Below are 17,462 nucleotides of genomic sequence, written 5' to 3'. Positions count from 1 at the left end.
CGAGGAGTAGGTCGTGAGTGGAGCCACGGGCGCTGCGGCGGGTGGATCGGGAGCCGGGAAGGGCTCGTCGTCCGGACCCGCAACCGTGACGGATGACAGCGCCCGTGGCTCCGCCGTATCCGGCGGCCCCCGGGAAGAGGGCTCGCACCAGGGGGGAACCGTGACCGATACACGCCAGCCGTACCCGCAGCAATCACAGCCGCAGCCCGCGCAGCAGCCGGGCCGGCAGCCCTACGAGCCGCCCCAGGCGTACGCCACGGGCGGCGGCAAGGGTGACGCCCCGTCGGTGCGGCTGCCCCGCACCGGGGCCCGTACGGCGCCGCGGACGCGCAAGGCCCGGCTGCGGGTGGCGCGGGCCGATCCGTGGTCCGTGATGAAGGTCAGTTTCCTGCTGTCCATCGCGCTGGGTGTCTGCACGATCGTGGCGGTCGCCGTGCTGTGGATGGTGATGGACGCGATGGGCGTCTTCACCACCGTCGGCGGGACGATCAGCCAGGCGACCGGATCGAGCGACGGCAGCGGCTTCGACCTGGAGTCGTTCCTCTCGCTGCCGCGGGTGCTGTTGTTCACCACGATCATCGCGGTGATCGACGTGGTGCTCGCGACGGCGCTGGCGACCCTCGGTTCGTTCATCTACAACCTGTCGGCGGGCTTCGTCGGCGGGGTGGAGCTGACGCTCGCCGAGGACGAATAGCGGGTCGGTGAGCGGGCCGTGGAGGCGGCCCGCTCACCGATTTTGGGAACGCCTCTGAAGTGCGCTAATCTTTCGGTGCAGCGAACGAGCGGCTATAGCTCAGACGGTTAGAGCGCTTCCCTGATAAGGAAGAGGCCCCAGGTTCAAGTCCTGGTAGCCGCACCGCAGCATCGGCCCGGCCGGAGATTTCTCCGGCCGGGCCGATGCTTTTGCAGGGGACGGAAGTTGGTGCTGCGCGCGGCGCCGGAGCCAGGTCGTTGCCAACGGTGGACTAGGTAACCGATCGGTATCGACCGGTGTGTATCATCGGCCCACATAGGTCCCCTACGTCAACGAAAGACGAGGTCGCGCGGTGAAGAAGCTTCTCCTGGTCGCACTGGCCGCCATCGGCGGGCTCCTCGTGTACCGCCAGATCCAGGCGGATCGCGCCGAGCAGGATCTGTGGACGGAGGCGACCGACTCCGTGCCCGCAGGTTCGGGTGTGTGAGACCAGACGCACAGCACATTTCGTACGGACCCCGGTCGCCTGTTGGCGGCCGGGGTTCCGTGCGTCGCGGGACGGGCGGGGCTGCGGTCAATGCCGCGGGCGGGTGGGCCTGCGGCCGCCGTTGTGGGACCGTGACGCCTCACTCGTGAGTTTGCTACAGCACATTATTGAGTTGCATTGGCAAAATTGATGTGGGCGAGCGTGCCGCACGGGGCGCAAGGGGGGAAGAGGGACGTGTTACGACGACATCGAGGACGGGCTGCGGCGCTGGTCGGCGGGCTGCTGCTGGCCCTGTGCGCGGCGCCGCTCCAGGCCGCCGCAGCCGCTCCGGCCGCGCCCGCAGCGCCGGCCGGCGACGGTTCCGGCATGGTGATGGTGCTGGACTCCTCCGGCTCGATGGCCGGCAGTGACGGCTCAGGCAGCACCCGAATCGCCGCCGCACGCAAGGCCGTTGGGACGGCCGTGGACGCACTGCCCGACGGATACCCCACCGGACTGCGGGTCTACGGAGCGGACCGGCCCAAGGGCTGCGCCGGCACCCGCCTCGCCCAGCCGGTCACCGCGCTGGACCGGGCCGGCATCAAGAAGGCGGTGGCCGCCGTCCAGCCCCAGGGCGACGCCCCCGTAGGGCTGTCCCTGCGCAGCGCAGCGAAGGATCTGCCGCCCCGCAGCGCCCGTTCCGCCGGCAGCCGGACGATCCTGCTGATCTCCGACGGCGAGAACAACTGCCGTACGCCGCCGCCCTGTGAGGTGGCGGCACAGCTCGGCAAGGGCGGCGACGGCCTGCGGATCGACGCGATCGGCTTCCAGGTCGCGGGCCAGGCCAGGGAACAGCTGGAGTGCATCGCCAAGGCGGGCAACGGCCGTTACTACGATGCGCCGGACGCCCGGTCGCTGGCCCGTCAGCTCCACAGGGCCGGCCAACTCTCCGCCGACGGCTACCGTTTCAAGGGCGAGAAGGTCCGCGGCACGACCGCCCGCACGGGCGCCCCCGGCATTGTTCCCGGGCAGTACCTCGACACCATCGGCCCCAACGAGACCCGCTATTACGCCACGGACCTCGACGCCACCTCGACCGCCGACTTCTCGGCGACCGTGGCGCCGCAGCCCGGCGCCGCCGTCGACTCCCTCGACGCCCTGAACACCCGGGTCGTGCACGGCACCGACAGCTCCTGCGGCTCCACCACGGAACTGTTCGGCCAGCGCGAGGGAGCCACTCCGCTCGCCTCTGCCGTCAGCCGCATCCCGTCCCAGAGCGGCACCGGCGGCTGTGACAAGGCCGGCCGCTACTGGCTGGCCGTCCAACGCAAGGCGGCCAAGGGGTCGGACGCCGCGCGCTGGCCGCTGGAGCTGATGTTTCACGTGGAACATCCGCTCAAGAAGGGCGTCACGCCGGCACAGTCGGAGCCGGAGTACGGCGCGGGCGGCAAGGGCGCCTCGCTGCCCACAGGAGCCCCTCAGGACGTCACGGGCGGCACCGGCTTCAATGACGCCCGCGCGCTGCGCCAGGGCGTGTGGCGGGACCGCCTGCTGCCCGCACAGACCCTCTGGTACAAGGTGCCGGTCGGCTGGGGCCAGCAGCTGCGCTACGACGTAGAGTTCGCCAACGAACCGACCGTCAAGGGACGCGGCGGGCGCTTCTCCTTCGGGCGCACCCAGGTCTACACGCCCCACCGCGCCCCGGTGGGCAGCGGAACCGGCGAGTTCACCTCGCAGACCCTCTACACCGGACGCCCCGCCTCGCTCCGGATGGGGACCGTGCCGGTCGCCTGGACCAACCGCTACGAGACGAACCCCAACGTGACGCCGGTGCACAGCAAGGGCGACTTCTACATCGCGGTGACGCTGGGCGCCAAGGCCGCCGAGATCGCCCGCGATCGGCAGATCGGTGTGGTGCTGCGGGTTGCGGTGCTGGGCACGGCGAAGGCCGGCCCGCAGGCCGGCTCGGCCGCGCTGGCGGAGGCCGCACCGGACCATTCCACCGCCTCGGCGGACAACGGGCCCGGCCGCGGTGGAGGATGGACTTCCGGTCCGTGGCTGCCGGTTGTCTCCATCGGTGTGGGCGTGCTGCTGCTCGCCGGCCTCGCGGTGGCCTTCCTGCGCGCGCGCAGGAAGCCGCGGCCGGACGGCGGGAAGGCAGATCCGACGAGGGGTGGATCGTGGTGACGGGGCGTACGACGCACAGAGGGCTCGCCGTACTGACGGCGCTGGCGGCGGTGACCATCATGCCGGGAGCGGTGGGCGTGGCCTCGGCCGACGGCCTCCCCGCGTACCGGACGGCGGACGGTGCGACACCGATCAGGGGCGCCGCCAGCACGGCGGATGTACCGGAGTTCGGCAACGGTCCGCACACCGACACCCTCAAGCGCGGTGAGCGGAAGTACTACGCGATCCCTCTGGACGCCCGCACCAACGCCTACTTCTCCGTGGTCGCCGCACCGCCGCACGGCGCCAAGGTCGAGGACCACAGGGACAAGCTGACCCTCAGCGTGCAGGACAGCAGCGGCACCACCTGTGACAGGGACGCCGATGCGGCCTTCCACGGCGGCGGCGCGCCCTATCCCATCGCGGACTACGCCACCCGCCGGATCGGCCCCGACCGTACGGCCTGCCAGAGCGCCGGCCCGTACTACCTCGTCGTCGGCCGCGAGGGCTCGGCCACTTCCGGGCCCGACCCCTGGCCGATCGAGCTGACCCGCCTCACCGAGCCCGCCCTCAAGGGCAGCACCCCGGGCAAACCCGCCGAGGGCAGCCGGCCCACCGGGACGCCGCCCCCGCCCACCACGGGCAGCAAGCGCAAGGCGCGGGGCGGCACGGGTTTCAACGACGCGGGATCCGTCGGACAGGGCCTGTGGAAGGACCGCATCCGGCCGGGCGAGACCCGCTTCTACCGGGTGCCCGTCGACTGGGGCCAGCGGTTGAACCTGAGCGCCGAACTCCCCAACTCCACCGCCACCGCCTCCGCGCACGTCCCGGATGCACTCGGCCTGACCGTCTACAACCCGGCGCGCGGCACGGTCGACGACAACGCCTTCGTCCCGTACGACGGGAAGCCGGCCGCCGCCAAGCTGTTCACCGCGCCGGTCGACTACGGGAACCGCTTCGGCTACAGCGATTCCGTCCAGGCGATGCGGTTCGCGGGCTGGTACTACCTGGAGGTCACCCTCCACCCCGACACGGCCCCGTTCTTCCCCAAGGGCACCGACCTCACCCTGCGGGTCGATGTCCGGGGAAAGGCCCACGCCGGGCCCGGATATGCCGAGCCGACCCGCGACTTCACCGTCACACCCGATGACCGTGAGACGGCGGACAAGGGCCTGACCGCGCAGCAGGCGGCGGACGGCGGCAGCCTGCGGGCGCTGGGCTACGCCGGGCTGGGCGCGGGTGTGGTGCTGCTGGCCGGCCTGGCGGCCTGGACGCTCATGGCGCGACGGCAGGGGGCCGCGCAGGTCCCGGCCGCGCCGCCGTCCCTCCCGCAGCAGGTGTCCCCGTCCCGGACCACGGAGCAGCGCCCGGCACCGCCTGCCCCGCCGTCCCAAGAGGGCCTGCCGCCGGAGCAGTTCGGGCAGCCGCGGGGCTGGTAGTGCCGCCGGGGCCGCCCGCCCCGGCGCCCGCAGGACCGGCGTGTCAGGAGGAGAGCAGCGCCCAGACCCCGAACGCGATGCACAGCAGCGCGACGATCAGTACCGGGACCGCCACCTTCGGGGGCGGTCCCGGCCGTCTCGCCGGTGCGGCGACGGCCTGTGCCAGGGGCGGGTGCCCACCGGGCGCCATGACCGGGGGCTGTCCGGTGGCCGGGTGCGGAGCCGCCGTGTACGGCCGGGTCGCCGGTGGATCCTGCTGCACCGCCGCGGTCGGCCGGTACCCCGCTCCCGGGGGCGGCCCGGCCTGCGCGGCGGGCATCCGCGGCACCGGAGGATCGGTATCCGGCCGTGGTGGCACCGGCGTCGGCGGGGCGCTCGGCGGCTGCGGCACGGGCAACTGCCCACCAGGAGGCGCGAGAACGAAGCTTCCGGTGTCGGACATCGAGGTCTGCCCGGCCGCCGGCGCAGTGCCGCCCCCGATGCCGTCGCCGCCCTTCGCGGCGCGCAGCGGCCCGTCGGGACCGAAGCCCGAAGGCAGCGGCCCTATGTGGTCGAAGACCTCGACGATCTCTTCCTCGATCGTCGCCTCGGGTAGCAGCTCGGCCGCGGAGAGCACCGCCTTGCGCGCCCCCGTCGCCGTCCTGAACCGCGATTCCGGGTCCGGGTGCAGCAGCGTGGCCAGCACCTGCCACAGCGGCTCCGGCACCCCTTCGGGCGCGTTCGGGACACCGTGCTCCAAGAAGTGCCCCACCAGCGCCTCGGAGTCCGGCTTGACGCCCGTGATCAGATACAGCGCGACCAGGCCGACGGCGAAGAGATCGGCGGGGAAGTCCGGTTCGGCGCCCCACATCTGCTCGGGCGCGAAGTAACCCGGCGTGCCCACCACGTAGTTGGTCTCGGTGAGCCGCGGCTCACCCTTGCGCATCGCGATCCCGAAGTCGGAGAGCCGCAGATGCGGGCGGCCGGTGCCGGTCGACTCCAGCAGGATGTTCGCCGGTTTGATGTCGCGGTGCACCACACCCTCCGCGTGCACCGCGGTCAGCCCGGCCAGCAACTGGTCCAGCAGAACGCAGACGAACCGTGCGGGCAACGGGCCGTAATCACCGGTCAGATGCGCCAGCGAGCCGCCGTTCACCAGATCCATGGTGAACAGCACCTTGTCGTCGTCGGCTGCCCAGCTCGCCGGGGCGAGCACGTGCGGATGGTCGATCCGCAGCGCCTGCTCGCGGACGAACCGCAGCAGGGTGTGCGCGTCGCTCTGCTGGAGCACCTTGGCCGCGACGTAGCGGCGGCGCCGGTGGTCCCAGGCGCGCCAGACCGCACCCACACCACCGCGTCCGATCGGGTCGATCAGCTCGTACCGACCGGCGAAGATCTCACCCATGGTGCCCCGTCCGCTCCCGAAATCCGCTCGCTCCGCTGCGGGTCCGCGCTGTGCTTAACCCTGGTGCGCCTCGTAGTGCGCGACCGCGTCGCCGGTGCGACCGGCACCGTAGACCCTGAGGAACTCTGCCAGTTCGGGGTGAGTGGGGGCGAGGGTGTTCGCCGCATCGATGATGTCGCCTGCGTCCGAAACAGACCGCAGGAGTGACTGGATTTCGCGCACTACGCGCCGCACCGTCGTCGCACCGGTCGACGACGCCGCCTGCGCGGTGTTGTTCAGCACCGAGCCTCCGGCGGTCTTCTTGATCTCGTCCATGCGGTCGGTGGCCTCGGCGGCGCTCACACTGCCGTCGGCGACCTGGCCGGCCAGTTCCTGCAGCGCCTGCACCCGCTGCACCACGGCCGGGTTGCCTATCTTCGCGCGCTGACCGCTCATCAGCTGCGACAGCATCGGGGCGGAAAGACCGAGAACGGAGGCGAGCCGCGCCTGGTTGAGACCGAGATCATCGATGAGACGGCGGAACAGCGCACCCAGAGGTTCCCCGTACCAACTGCGCTGTAGTTCCCGGGCCCGCGCGGTGGCTTCCTGCTGTGCTGTATCCATGCCGTCTCCCCATCTCCCCGATCCCGCTTCGCTGCCGCGAATCTCGCGGTGCATCCTACGGAGAGCGACGGTGTCCGGCGATACCCGGTCGGGAAACCACCGGAGCACCAGGTACCCTGGTCCGCGAAGGGGCCTTAGCTCAGTTGGTAGAGCGCTGTCTTTGCATGGCAGATGTCAGGGGTTCGACTCCCCTAGGCTCCACAGCCAGACCCCCTCCGAACCGCATCACAGCGGACCGGAGGGGGTCTTTTCGTTGCCGCGGGCGAGACGGCCGCGGGGGCCCGAAACCTCCTTGGCGACCGGCCCGTCCGCCGGGCGGCGCCACGGTCGTGCAGGCCACCCGGTAGTGGCTGCCGGCACGGCGGTGCCCGTCACCCCACCGTGGGATGACGGGCACCGCCGGCACACCTGCCGCCGCCGGTCAGGCGCTGCTGCCGCCCTTGCCGCGCTCGTCGGCCTCGGCCTGCTTGGCCTGGACCTCCGGGTCCAGAGCCGCGCCCTCGCTGCCGTCGACCGAGCTGAGCCGGCCCCGGCCGCTGACCTCGGTCGGGGCCGGCGGCTCCACCAGCCAGTCGGGGTTGGCCTGCTTGTCCCACCACTTCCAGGCGGCGACCGCACCGCCGGCCAGGATGCCGACCACCACGAGCCGCTTGGCCACCTTGCCGGTCCTGCAGCGCCTGCGGTGCTTCTTCGCGAGCTTCTCGATCTCGGCCGCCGTCACCTGCCCGCGCAGCGCGGCGAGCGCGGCGCTGCCACGGGCGAACGCCTCATCGCGCACCGGTTCGGCCGCCGCGCGCGCGGTGTGCACGGCGCTCTCCACCCGGGGCGCGGTGTAGTCGGCGGCCTGCCTGGCGGCGCTGCGGGTACGGCAGGCGGCCCGGGTCGCCGCCGCGTCGACCCGGGGCGGCAGCGCGCCACGGGCGTGCTCGATCCGCGGGTGGAGATGGGCGTCGTACCGGTCGCGGGCCTGCTGGGCGGCCTCCGCCATCAGCGGTGTCATGCGCGTACGCGCTTCCTGGGCGAACTGCACCGCGGTGTCCTTGGCCGTACCGGCATACGGAGCCACCACCTCCGCGGCGTGCCGCACGCTGTCCTTGGCCGTACCGGTCGCGGCGCGCACGCTGTCCTTGCGGGTCACGGGATCCTCCTCCTCGGTGGCGTGTCCGGGGCTGTGGGGGCTGCTCCCCCATGTCTGCTGTGTCGCCTGTCCACCCGATTGAAGATCATGCCCGCTCGCTCATCGCACGGCAGGTGCTGGCGGGCATCCGGGTCATTGGGGACCTTCCGGAGCCTTGGGATGACAATGCCACGGTTTGCCGCACCGCGCCCCGGATCCGGCGGGCCCCCGTCGCGCGTCGTCCGGAGGCGCGGCGGGGCGGCGGCGGAAAAGAGCCGCCATGCCCGCCCGGAGAGCGGTGGCCGGGCGACGAGGGAGCCGCCCCGTGCGAGGATCGGGAACCGACAGCGAAGACTTATGGAAGGTAGATCCGTGGCTGAGCAGCTCTACGCCACCCTGAAGACCAACCAGGGCGACATCGAGATTCGGCTGCTGCCGAACCACGCACCCAAGACGGTCAAGAACTTCGTCGAACTCGCCACCGGCGAGCGGGAATGGACCAACCCGGCAACCGGCAAGAAGTCCACGGACAAGCTGTACGACGGCACCGTCTTCCACCGTGTCATCAGCGGTTTCATGATCCAGGGCGGCGACCCGCTGGGCAACGGCACCGGCGGACCCGGCTACGAATTCGGCGACGAGTTCCACCCCGAGCTGGCCTTCACCAAGCCGTACCTGCTGGCCATGGCCAACGCCGGCCCCGGCACGAACGGTTCGCAGTTCTTCATCACCCTCGCCCCGACCGCCTGGCTGACCGGCAAGCACACCATCTTCGGTGAGGTCGGCAACGAGGCCGGCAAGAAGGTCGTGGACGCCATCGGTGCCACCGGGACCAACCCGCGCACCGACCGTCCCGTCCAGGACATCATCATCGAGTCGGTCGTCGTGGAGACCCGCGAAGGCTGACGCACACGGGCATCCCGCCCGAGGGAACCATTGCGCCCCGCCCGGTCGTAGACCAGGCGGGGCGTACAGCGTGTCCGGGCGGCGTACCAAGGCCGCGATGCCTGCCATGGGCGCTGGCCGGGCGACCGGCGGGTGTGCTGTGATGACGCGCTCAGCCGCAGAGAGGACGAGGGACCGATGGATCAGGTGCCAGGCAGCCCACAGGAGCCGCAGAACGCGGACGGCGAGCGCGGCCTCCCCGGTTGCTACCGCCATCCGGACCGTGCGACCGGCATCCACTGCACCCGCTGCGAGCGGCCCATCTGCCCGGAGTGCATGGTCAGCGCCTCGGTCGGCTTCCAGTGCCAGGACTGCGTACGCGACGGCAGCGGCACCGGACATTCGGCGCACGCGACGGCCCCGCGCACGATCGCGGGCGGCACGATCGCCGCCGACCCGCGGCTGATCACCAAGATCCTGCTCGGCCTCAACGTGGCCCTCTTCATCGCGGTGTCCGCGGCCGACGCCGGCCTGGTCGGCCGCCTCGACCTGATCGGCCTGGCCTTCGACCCGGATCAGTACCAGCTCGTCGGCGTCGCGGAGGGCCAGTGGTACCGCCTGGTCACCGCGATGTTCCTGCACCAGCAGATCGCGCACATCGCGTTCAACATGCTGTCGCTGTGGTGGCTGGGCCCGCCCCTCGAAGCGGCGCTCGGCCGGGTCCGCTTCGTGGCGCTCTACATGATCGCCGGGCTCGGCGGCAGCGCCCTGTCGTATCTCCTCGCCGCGCAGAACCAGCCCTCGCTCGGCGCCTCCGGCGCGATCTTCGGGCTTCTGGGCGCGACGGCAGTGCTGCTGCGCCGGCTGAACCACGACATGAAGCCGGTCCTGATCCTGCTCGCCCTCAACCTCGTCTTCACCTTCCTGTGGCCGAATATCGCCTGGCAGGCGCACGTCGGCGGTCTGGTGATGGGCGCCGCGGTCGCGTACGGCATGGTGCACGCGCCGCGCGACCGCCGGACGCTGGTGCACACCCTGACGTGCGTGGTCGCGCTGCTGGCGATCGTCGCCGTGGTGTGGGTACGGACCCTCCAGCTGGTGGGCTGAAGGGCCCGCTGCGCCTCGTCGGGGCTGGGGGTAACTAGGGCACGAGGCCCCGTTCCGTCAAGTTGTCCACAGCGCGTGGCGGATCTTGTGCACGCTGTGGGGAACACCTGCCCCGGATTGCACGGACCTGCGTTTCCCCAGTAAGGACAGGGGGCGCAGGGGGGTCGGTGGGGGTGCCACCGGTCACACCGGCGTCAACATCCGAGAGGTTATCCACAGATCTTCTGAAGTTTTCCCCGGTTGTGGATAACCGTGTGGATGGCCTTGGGCAGGGCTTGCGCTACTTCCACTGTGTGGAGACGCCGAAGCCCACCGCGATGAAGCCGAATCCGCACACGATGTTCCAGTTGCCCATGGCCTTGATCGGCAGATCGCCCTCGGACACGTAGAACAGCACGATCCAGGCGAGACCGATCAGGAACATCGCCAGCATCAGCGGCGCGACCCAGCCACGGCCTGAATGCACCTTCAGGCTGGTGGTCTTCGCCGGCGGCGGCGTGAAGTCGTCCTTCTTGCGGATCCGTGACTTCGGCACGAGGAACTCTCCTGTCGATGCGCTGCTCCCCCACTCTCGACTTCCGTCGAGCGGGAGGTGCCCCTTCCACGCGGGGGCGTACGGGATGGCGGGGGCGTACGGGATGGGTGCCGGATGGAAGCGCCGGGGAGCGGTTCCTCGCCCCGGGGCGTCCGTTAGCGTAGTGCTTCCGCGGCGTCGTAAGGAGCAAGGGTACGTTGAGCACTTCCGCCGACTCCTCCGCACGCCCGCCCCGCTCGCGTCTGCGGCCTGTGCGTCTGCTCACTCTCGCGGTCTTCGCCCTCGCCGGGCTGATGTTCTGGCTGAGCTTTGACACCGCCCGCGGCACGGATCTGCGTTCGGACGACTCCATGCTCCGGCTGTCGGACCTCATCCAGGAACGCAGCCAGAAGAACGGTACGCACGACGAGCGCAACGCCGCCCTGCGCGAGGACGTCGAGGCACTCGCCCGGCGCGACAACGGCAGCTCCGAGGCCCAGGACGCCAAGGTCAAGGCCCTGGAGGAGAACGCCGGAACCGAGAAGCTGCGCGGCCAGGGCATGTCCGTCAGCCTCACCGATGCCCCGCCGAACGCGACCGCCAAGATCCCCGGCGTCCCCGAGCCGCAGCCCAACGACCTCGTCATCCACCAGCAGGACCTGCAAGCCGTGGTGAACGCGCTGTGGCAGGGCGGCGCCAAGGGCATCCGGGTCATGGACCAGCGGCTGATCTCCACCAGCGCGGTGCGCTGCGTCGGCAACACCCTGATCCTCCAGGGCCGCGTCTACTCACCGCCGTACACGATCACCGCGATCGGTGACCGCGAGGCGCTGAGCAAGGCGCTCAACGCCTCGCCCGCGATCCAGAACTACCTGCAGTACGTGAACGCCTACGGCCTGGGCTGGAAAGTCGAGCAGCACGAGGCGGTGACTCTTCCCGGCTACTCCGGCACAGTGGAACTCCACTACGCACAGCCTGTGAAGCCGTAGCCCGCCCGCCGGGCCGGCGGGGAGGGGCGGGGCCGGATGACGGTGCGGTGGATCGTACGGACCCTCAGCGAAATCTGTGTCACCGCCGGCACCCTGATCGTCCTCCTCGTCGTCTACACCCTGTTCTGGACCGGGGTGCGGGCCGACGACGCGATGGACGGCGAACTCGGCACGCTGCGCGAGCAGTGGTCGGCCGCCCCGGCCGCCGGGCACCACGACACACCCGGCCCGGCGCCGTCCGCCCGGCCACGCCCCTACGAAGCGGGCAGGCCCTTCGCCGTCATGTACATCCCGCGCCTCGGGACGGACTGGTCCAAGCCCGTCATCGAAGGCACCGCGACCGACGTCCTCAAGCGTGGTCTCGGTCACTACGCGGGCACCGCGCGGCTCGGCGTGGTCGGCAACTTCGCCGTCGCCGGGCACCGCCGTACCTACGGCGACCCGTTCAAGGACTTCCCGCGGCTGCGGCCCGGCGACGCCGTGGTGCTGACCGACGGCACCACCTGGTTCACGTACCGCATCGACAGGCGTCCCTACACCACGCTGCCCAGCGACATCGGCGTGATCGACCCGGTGCCCCGCGCCTCCGGGTACAACGGTCCAGGCCGCTACCTGACGCTGACGACCTGCGAGCCGGAATGGGGCCACAGTCACCGGCTGATCACCTGGGCGCATCTGGATTCCACCCAACCCTTGGCACAGGGAAGGCCATCGGCTTTGCCCGGCTGACCCACGTGCCCCCACCCTCTCCCCTTAGTCTGGAGGGGCAATCGACATCGTCATCGTCATCGGCAAGTAGGGGCAGCGACAGCATGTACGGCTGGATCTGGCGGCATCTGCCGGGCAACACATGGGTGAAGGCGCTGATTTCACTGGTGCTGGTGCTGGCGGTCGTCTTCGTGCTTTTCCAGTACGTCTTTCCGTGGGCGGAGCCGCTGCTCCCCTTCAATGACGTCACGGTCGATCAAGGGATGGCAGCCGTCCGATGAGCGCACGCATTCTGGTCGTCGACAACTACGACAGCTTCGTCTTCAACCTCGTGCAGTACCTCTACCAACTGGGCGCCGAATGCGAGGTGCTGCGCAACGACGAGGTCGCCCTGAGCCACGCCCAGGACGGCTTCGACGGCGTGCTGCTCTCCCCGGGCCCCGGCACCCCCGAGCAGGCGGGTGTCTGCGTCGACATGGTCAGGCACTGCGCGGACACCGGCGTGCCGGTCTTCGGCGTCTGCCTGGGGATGCAGTCGATGGCGGTCGCGTACGGCGGTGTGGTGGGCCGGGCGCCCGAGCTGCTGCACGGCAAGACCTCGCTGGTCTCGCACGAGGGCGCCGGCGTCTTCCGCGGCCTGCCCTCGCCCTTCACCGCCACCCGCTATCACTCGCTGGCCGTCGAGCAGGGCACCGTGCCGGACGAACTGACCGTCACCGCCTGGACCGGCAACGGCATTCCGATGGGGCTGCGGCACCGTGAACTGCCCGTCGAGGGCGTGCAGTTCCACCCCGAGTCGGTGCTGACCGAATGGGGCCACCGGATGCTGGCCAACTGGCTGGTGGATTGCGGCGACACGGGAGCAGCGGAGCGTTCGACGGGGCTTGCCCCGGTGGTCGGCAAGGCCGGCGCGTGACCACCACGCGCCCCGAGCGTGACGGCAGATCCCAGGATCCGTACGACCAGCCGTCGCCCGGGTACGAGGCCGCCGATCCGTACGGGGGCGATGCGGCCTTCGAGGCGGCGGTGGGACAGCTCAACGACCCGCTGACGGATCCGCTGCCGGGCCCGGCCGGACCGCCCGCCGGGACGTACGGCGCGGGCGCGGCCGATCCCCTGGACGGGCCGGACGGCTCGGCGGGGCAGCAGCAGGGCGCCGCGGGCCGGGCCGGGCCCGGGAGCGAGCGGGCCGGACAGGCGCCGGGCGGGCAGGGCTCCCCCTGGTTCCGCCCGCACCTCCAGACACCGCAGCCGTCGGGCGACGCGACCGCTCCCCACGGCGGCGAGCAGCCTCACGGCGGCGGCTACCCCCCGAAGCCCCGCGGCGCGTACGGCACCGGCTACGAACCTCACTCGGTGCACGGCGACCCGATATCCGTTCCGCCCGCCGCCGATCCGTTCTCCGGCGGCGAGCCGGCGGCCCCGCGCCCGGCCGCCGCCCGCCCTTCCCGTTCCGCGGCGGTGCCCTCGCCGGCTTCTTCCCCGGTCCCGTCGTCCCGTCCCGGCCCAGGGCTGGACGAGTCGACGATGGCGCTGCGTCAGGCCGAGGAGCCTGCGGCGACCGGCGGCCAGAGCGCTGCGGGCGGTGACGGTGACGGCGTTTCACGTGAAACCAACTCGGCGCTGAGCCGGTCGGTTTCACGTGAAACCGACCCGGCGCCGGGCGGACGTGCTGCCCGGCGCAAGGCCGCCCAGCAAGCGGCCAAGCGCGGCGGCAAGCGCGGCAAGCACGGTGGTGCGGCCGCCGCACCGGCCGCGGCCGAGCCGCCGCCCGCGCCCACCTCACGGCTGGAGGCCCGCCGCGCGGCCCGAGCTGCCAAGGACAGCCTCGGCCTGATCGCCAGCCGCGCCGTGGGCGAGGTGTTCATCACGCTCGGCGTGCTGATGCTGCTGTTCGTGACCTACCAGCTGTGGTGGACGAACGTGCTGGCCAACGAAGAGGCCGGCGGCGCCGCCAGTACCCTCCAGCACACCTGGGACGAGGGCGGCGAGGAGAAGAAGACGCTCACACCCGGCGAGCGCTTCGCGATCATGTATATCCCCAAGCTGGACGTGAAGGCGCCGGTGGCCGAGGGGATCGACAAGCACACGGTGCTGGACCGCGGCATGGTCGGGCACTACGACAAGAGCAGCGGAATCAAGACCGCGATGCCGTGGGACAAGAAGGGCAACTTCTCGGTGGCCGCCCACCGCAACACCCATGGCGAGCCGTTCCGTTACATCAACAAGCTCACTCCGGGCGACAAGATCGTCGTGGAGACGCAGAGTACGTACTACACGTACCAAATGGAGAGCATCCTCCCGCAGACCAGCCCGCAGAACGTCAGCGTCATCCAACCGGTGCCGCAGGCGTCCGGGTTCAAGGGGCCGGGCCGCTACATCACACTGACGACCTGCACTCCGGAATTCACCAGTACCTATCGGATGATCGTCTGGGGCAAGATGGTCGACGAGCGGCCGCGGAGCAAGGGCGAACCGGCTGCGCTCACCGGCTGACCGAGGGTAAGAGGGGTATTACGCGGTGACTGCCACGGACCACGAACAGGACACCGACCGGTCCACGCCGTCACGCCGCCCACGCCGGGTGCGAGGGGCGATCGCCTCCGTGATCAGCGTCTTCGGCGAGCTGCTGATCACCGCGGGGCTGATCCTGGGCCTGTTCGTCGTCTACTCCCTGTGGTGGACGAACGTCCTCGCCGACCGCGCTTCCCACAAGCAGAGCGACGAGGTGCGTAAGCACTGGGCGTCCAGCGCTCCGAAGGGGCCGGGAAAGCTGGACACCAAGGACGGCATCGGCTTCCTGCACGTACCGGCGATGAAGAACGGTGAGGTGCTGGTCAAGCAGGGCACCGAGGACACGATCCTCAACGAGGGGGTGGCCGGCTACTACACCAAGCCGGTCAAGTCGGAGCTGCCGCAGGACAAAAAGGGCAACTTCACGCTCGCCGCCCACCGTGACGGACACGGCGCCAAGTTCCACAACATCGACAAGCTCAAGGACGGCGACCCGATCGTCTTCGAGACCAAGGACACCTGGTACATCTACAAGGTCTACGCGACGCTCCCCCAGACCTCGAAGTACAACGTCGATGTCCTCGACGCGGTCCCCAAGGAGTCCGGCAAGCGCAAGGCGGGCCGCTACATCACGCTCACCACCTGCACCCCGGTCTACACCTCGGACTACCGCTACATCGTCTGGGGCGAGCTGGAACGCACGGAGAAGGTCGACGCCGACCGTACGCCGCCCCCGGAGATCCGCTGAGGCACCGCCGCCGCGGGCGGGCCGGCGTGGCACGGACGGCACCCATGACGTGAGCCCCGGTGGCCCTTTCCAGGGCCGCCGGGGCTCACGTCGTACTTGTTCGCGCTGCGGCCTGGGAGCCGGGGCCACAGCGGGCCGTCAGTGGTGCCAGCCGAAGAGGCCGCCGTCTTCGTTGCCATTGCCGCCGCCACCGATGGTGGTCAGCGTCACGGTCGTCGACTTCGGGTCGGACGGGGTCTGCCCTGCGGGGTCCTGCGAGACCACGTGGGCGTTGTCGTCATCGGAACTGCCGTCGGCGAACTGGACGTTGGTGAACCCCGCCTGCTCCAGGGCCTTCTTGGCGTCCTTCACCTTCTGGCCGAGCACGCTCGGCACCGGCGTCTGCGCGGCGGCCTTGCCGACGGTCAGCGTGACCATCGAGTTCTTCTCGACCTCGGTGGTGCCCGGCGGGTTCATCGCGGTGACCTTGCCGACCTGCGCCGGGTCGGACACGTCCTGCTCCTGCTTGGTCACCTGCAGGCCGAGGTCCTTGAGCTGCTTCTCCGCCGCGGCGAAGTCGTTGCCGACGACGTCGGGGACCTTGACCTTCGGGTTCGCCTTGGCGATGGACAGCGTGATCGTCGTGTCCTTGGGCTTCTTCGTGCCCGGCTTCGGGTCCTGCGAGACCACCGTGCCGGGTTCCCGGTTGGAGACGACGGGCTGGGTCTCGATGTTGGTGAAGCCCTTGTCCTTGAGGTCGGCCCGGGCGTCGGCCTCGGTGAGGTTCGTCAGGCTCGGGACCGAGATCTCGACCGGCCCGGTGCACATCGTGACGGTGACCGTGCCGTCCTTGTCGACGTTGCTGTCGGCCTCCGGGGCCTGCTTGGTGACCTGGCCCTTGTCGGCGTTGTCGCAGGACTCGCTGCCGCCCTTGACGACCTTGAAGCTGCCGTTGCGGCCCGACTCCTTGGCCTGGTCCAGCGTTTTGCCGATGAGAGGCGGCACCGGCACCGAACCGCTGGTCTTGTTGTCGCTGAACATCGCCTTGCCGATGAAGATCGCCCCGACCAGGACGAGGACGCCGGCGACGGCGAGCAGGACCGTCGAGGTGTGGCTCTTCTTCTGGCCGCTGGAGGCCCCGCCGCGGCGCCGGTCGGCCCGGTCGTCGTAGCCGCCGTCGTCCGGGTTCATCGGCGGCAGCATGGAGGTCTGGCCCGCCGGGTCCTGCGGGCGCAGCATGGTGGTGGGCTGGTCCTGGTCGAAGCCGCCGGCGCCCATCGCCGCGGTGGCCGCCACCGGCTGCCCGTCCAGGGCCGCTTCGATGTCGGCCCGCATCTCGTCGGCCGACTGATAGCGGTAGTCGGGGTCCTTGACCAGCGCCTTGAGGACGATGGCGTCCATCTCCGGCGTGATCTCGGGATCGAAGTTGCTGGGCTTCTGCGGTTCTTCGCGCACGTGCTGGTAGGCCACGGCGACGGGGGAGTCGCCGATGAACGGCGGCCGCACGGTGAGCAGTTCGTAGAGCAGGCAGCCGGTGGAGTACAGGTCGGACCGGGCGTCGACCTGCTCGCCCTTGGCCTGTTCCGGGGAGAGGTACTGGGCGGTGCCGATGACCGCGGCGGTCTGCGTCATGGTCATTCCGGCGTCGCCCATCGCGCGGGCGATACCGAAGTCCATGACCTTGACCTGGCCGGTGCGGGTCAGCATCACGTTGGCCGGCTTGATGTCGCGGTGCACGATGCCGGCCCGGTGCGAGTACTCCAGCGCCTGAAGCACCCCGGTGGTCATCTCCAGCGACCGCTCGGGCAGCAGCTTCCGCCCGGAGTGCAACAGCTCCCGCAGGGTGGAACCGTCGACGTACTCCATGACGATGTACGGGATCGAGACGCCGTCGACGTAGTCCTCGCCGGTGTCGTAGACCGCGACGATGGACGGATGGTTCAGCGAGGCGGCCGACTGGGCCTCACGGCGGAACCGGGCCTGGAAAGACGGGTCGCGGGCGAGGTCCACCCGGAGCGTCTTCACCGCTACGGTGCGGCCCAGGCGGCTGTCGTGCGCGAGGTACACCTCGGCCATGCCACCGCGGCCGAGCACCGAGCCCAGCTCGTACCGGCCGCCGAGGCGACGCGGCTCTTCCATAAGCTTCTCC

The 17,462-nt window shown here is 70.6% G+C and carries 17 protein-coding genes and 2 tRNA genes; 14 read left to right on the top strand and 5 right to left on the bottom strand.

The genetic code is table 11. The features are described from left to right. Nucleotides 1-13 precede the first annotated feature (13 nt). The 5 genes from LIU39_RS18775 to LIU39_RS18755 all read left to right on the top strand — a co-directional run bounded on the left by LIU39_RS18775 (nt 14) and on the right by LIU39_RS18755 (nt 4,765). A complete protein-coding gene (locus LIU39_RS18775; protein ID WP_227047914.1) occupies nt 14-694 on the top strand; it encodes a DUF3566 domain-containing protein in 681 nt (226 codons plus the stop codon). An 88-nt stretch (nt 695-782) separates the two neighbouring features. After that, a tRNA-Ile gene (locus LIU39_RS18770) sits at nt 783-856 on the top strand. A 190-nt stretch (nt 857-1,046) separates the two neighbouring features. Continuing rightward, nucleotides 1,047-1,181, top strand: coding sequence for a DLW-39 family protein (locus LIU39_RS18765; protein ID WP_003958712.1), 135 nt, complete (start codon nt 1,047-1,049; stop codon nt 1,179-1,181). Nucleotides 1,182-1,370: 189 nt separating this feature from the next. Beyond that, nucleotides 1,371-3,347, top strand: coding sequence for a vWA domain-containing protein (locus tag LIU39_RS18760; RefSeq protein ID WP_372463969.1), 1,977 nt, complete (start codon nt 1,371-1,373; stop codon nt 3,345-3,347). After that, on the top strand, nt 3,341-4,765 hold the full coding sequence (locus tag LIU39_RS18755) for a hypothetical protein (RefSeq protein ID WP_227047912.1): 1,425 nt from the start codon (nt 3,341-3,343) through the stop codon (nt 4,763-4,765). Before LIU39_RS18760 ends, LIU39_RS18755 begins: the two co-directional genes overlap by 7 nt. 43 nt (nt 4,766-4,808) lie before the next feature. On the opposite strand, the gene LIU39_RS18750 is transcribed toward LIU39_RS18755, so the two are convergent. Both LIU39_RS18750 and LIU39_RS18745 read right to left on the bottom strand, forming a co-directional pair. After that, entirely contained in the window at nt 4,809-6,149 is a 1,341-nt protein-coding gene (locus tag LIU39_RS18750; protein WP_227047911.1) for a serine/threonine-protein kinase, read from the bottom strand. A gap of 54 nt (nt 6,150-6,203) precedes the next feature. Then, entirely contained in the window at nt 6,204-6,752 is a 549-nt protein-coding gene (locus LIU39_RS18745; protein ID WP_227047910.1) for a helix-turn-helix domain-containing protein, read from the bottom strand. Between the two features lie 128 nt (nt 6,753-6,880). Here LIU39_RS18745 and LIU39_RS18740 point away from each other — a divergent pair. Beyond that, a tRNA-Ala gene (locus LIU39_RS18740) sits at nt 6,881-6,953 on the top strand. Nucleotides 6,954-7,173: 220 nt separating this feature from the next. On the opposite strand, the gene LIU39_RS18735 is transcribed toward LIU39_RS18740, so the two are convergent. Next, nucleotides 7,174-7,890 carry a DUF5324 family protein gene (locus tag LIU39_RS18735; RefSeq protein ID WP_227047909.1) on the bottom strand — a complete coding sequence of 239 codons (717 nt, stop codon included), beginning with the start codon at nt 7,888-7,890 and terminating at the stop codon, nt 7,174-7,176. Nucleotides 7,891-8,241: 351 nt separating this feature from the next. On the opposite strand from LIU39_RS18735, the gene LIU39_RS18730 reads away from it, so the two are divergent. Together LIU39_RS18730 and LIU39_RS18725 are read left to right on the top strand one after the other, a co-directional pair. Next, entirely contained in the window at nt 8,242-8,775 is a 534-nt protein-coding gene (locus tag LIU39_RS18730) for a peptidylprolyl isomerase (protein ID WP_227047908.1), read from the top strand. A 177-nt stretch (nt 8,776-8,952) separates the two neighbouring features. Beyond that, nucleotides 8,953-9,861, top strand: a complete 909-nt coding sequence (locus LIU39_RS18725; RefSeq protein WP_227047907.1) for a rhomboid family intramembrane serine protease — start codon at nt 8,953-8,955, stop codon at nt 9,859-9,861. 280 nt (nt 9,862-10,141) lie between these two features. On the opposite strand, the gene crgA is transcribed toward LIU39_RS18725, so the two are convergent. Then, nucleotides 10,142-10,396: a cell division protein CrgA gene (gene crgA, locus LIU39_RS18720; protein ID WP_227047906.1), complete on the bottom strand. Its 255-nt coding sequence runs from the start codon at nt 10,394-10,396 to the stop codon at nt 10,142-10,144. A gap of 197 nt (nt 10,397-10,593) precedes the next feature. Here crgA and LIU39_RS18715 point away from each other — a divergent pair, with 197 nt between their 5' ends. The 6 genes from LIU39_RS18715 to LIU39_RS18690 all read left to right on the top strand — a co-directional run bounded on the left by LIU39_RS18715 (nt 10,594) and on the right by LIU39_RS18690 (nt 15,334). Next, complete coding sequence (locus tag LIU39_RS18715) at nt 10,594-11,364, top strand: DUF881 domain-containing protein (protein WP_227047905.1); 771 nt, start codon at nt 10,594-10,596, stop codon at nt 11,362-11,364. A gap of 36 nt (nt 11,365-11,400) precedes the next feature. Beyond that, on the top strand, nt 11,401-12,093 hold the full coding sequence (locus LIU39_RS18710) for a class E sortase (RefSeq protein ID WP_227047904.1): 693 nt from the start codon (nt 11,401-11,403) through the stop codon (nt 12,091-12,093). 83 nt (nt 12,094-12,176) lie between these two features. Then, nucleotides 12,177-12,353 (top strand): hypothetical protein, encoded by a 177-nt coding sequence (locus LIU39_RS18705; protein WP_033266980.1) that lies wholly within the window; start codon nt 12,177-12,179, stop codon nt 12,351-12,353. After that, a complete protein-coding gene (locus tag LIU39_RS18700; protein ID WP_227047903.1) occupies nt 12,350-12,988 on the top strand; it encodes an aminodeoxychorismate/anthranilate synthase component II in 639 nt (212 codons plus the stop codon). Before LIU39_RS18705 ends, LIU39_RS18700 begins: the two co-directional genes overlap by 4 nt. Continuing rightward, a complete protein-coding gene (locus LIU39_RS18695; protein WP_227047902.1) occupies nt 12,985-14,568 on the top strand; it encodes a class E sortase in 1,584 nt (527 codons plus the stop codon). Before LIU39_RS18700 ends, LIU39_RS18695 begins: the two co-directional genes overlap by 4 nt. Before the next feature lie 25 nt (nt 14,569-14,593). Then, complete coding sequence (locus tag LIU39_RS18690; protein ID WP_227047901.1) at nt 14,594-15,334, top strand: class E sortase; 741 nt, start codon at nt 14,594-14,596, stop codon at nt 15,332-15,334. A 138-nt stretch (nt 15,335-15,472) separates the two neighbouring features. On the opposite strand, the gene pknB is transcribed toward LIU39_RS18690, so the two are convergent. Further along, complete coding sequence (gene pknB / locus LIU39_RS18685) at nt 15,473-17,452, bottom strand: Stk1 family PASTA domain-containing Ser/Thr kinase (protein WP_227047900.1); 1,980 nt, start codon at nt 17,450-17,452, stop codon at nt 15,473-15,475. Nucleotides 17,453-17,462 lie beyond the last annotated feature (10 nt).

Source organism: Streptomyces pinistramenti (assembly GCF_020564935.1).
In the GTDB taxonomy this organism is placed as follows: Bacteria; Actinomycetota; Actinomycetes; order Streptomycetales; family Streptomycetaceae; genus Streptomyces; species Streptomyces pinistramenti.
This window is presented reverse-complemented; position numbering and strand designations above follow the sequence as displayed.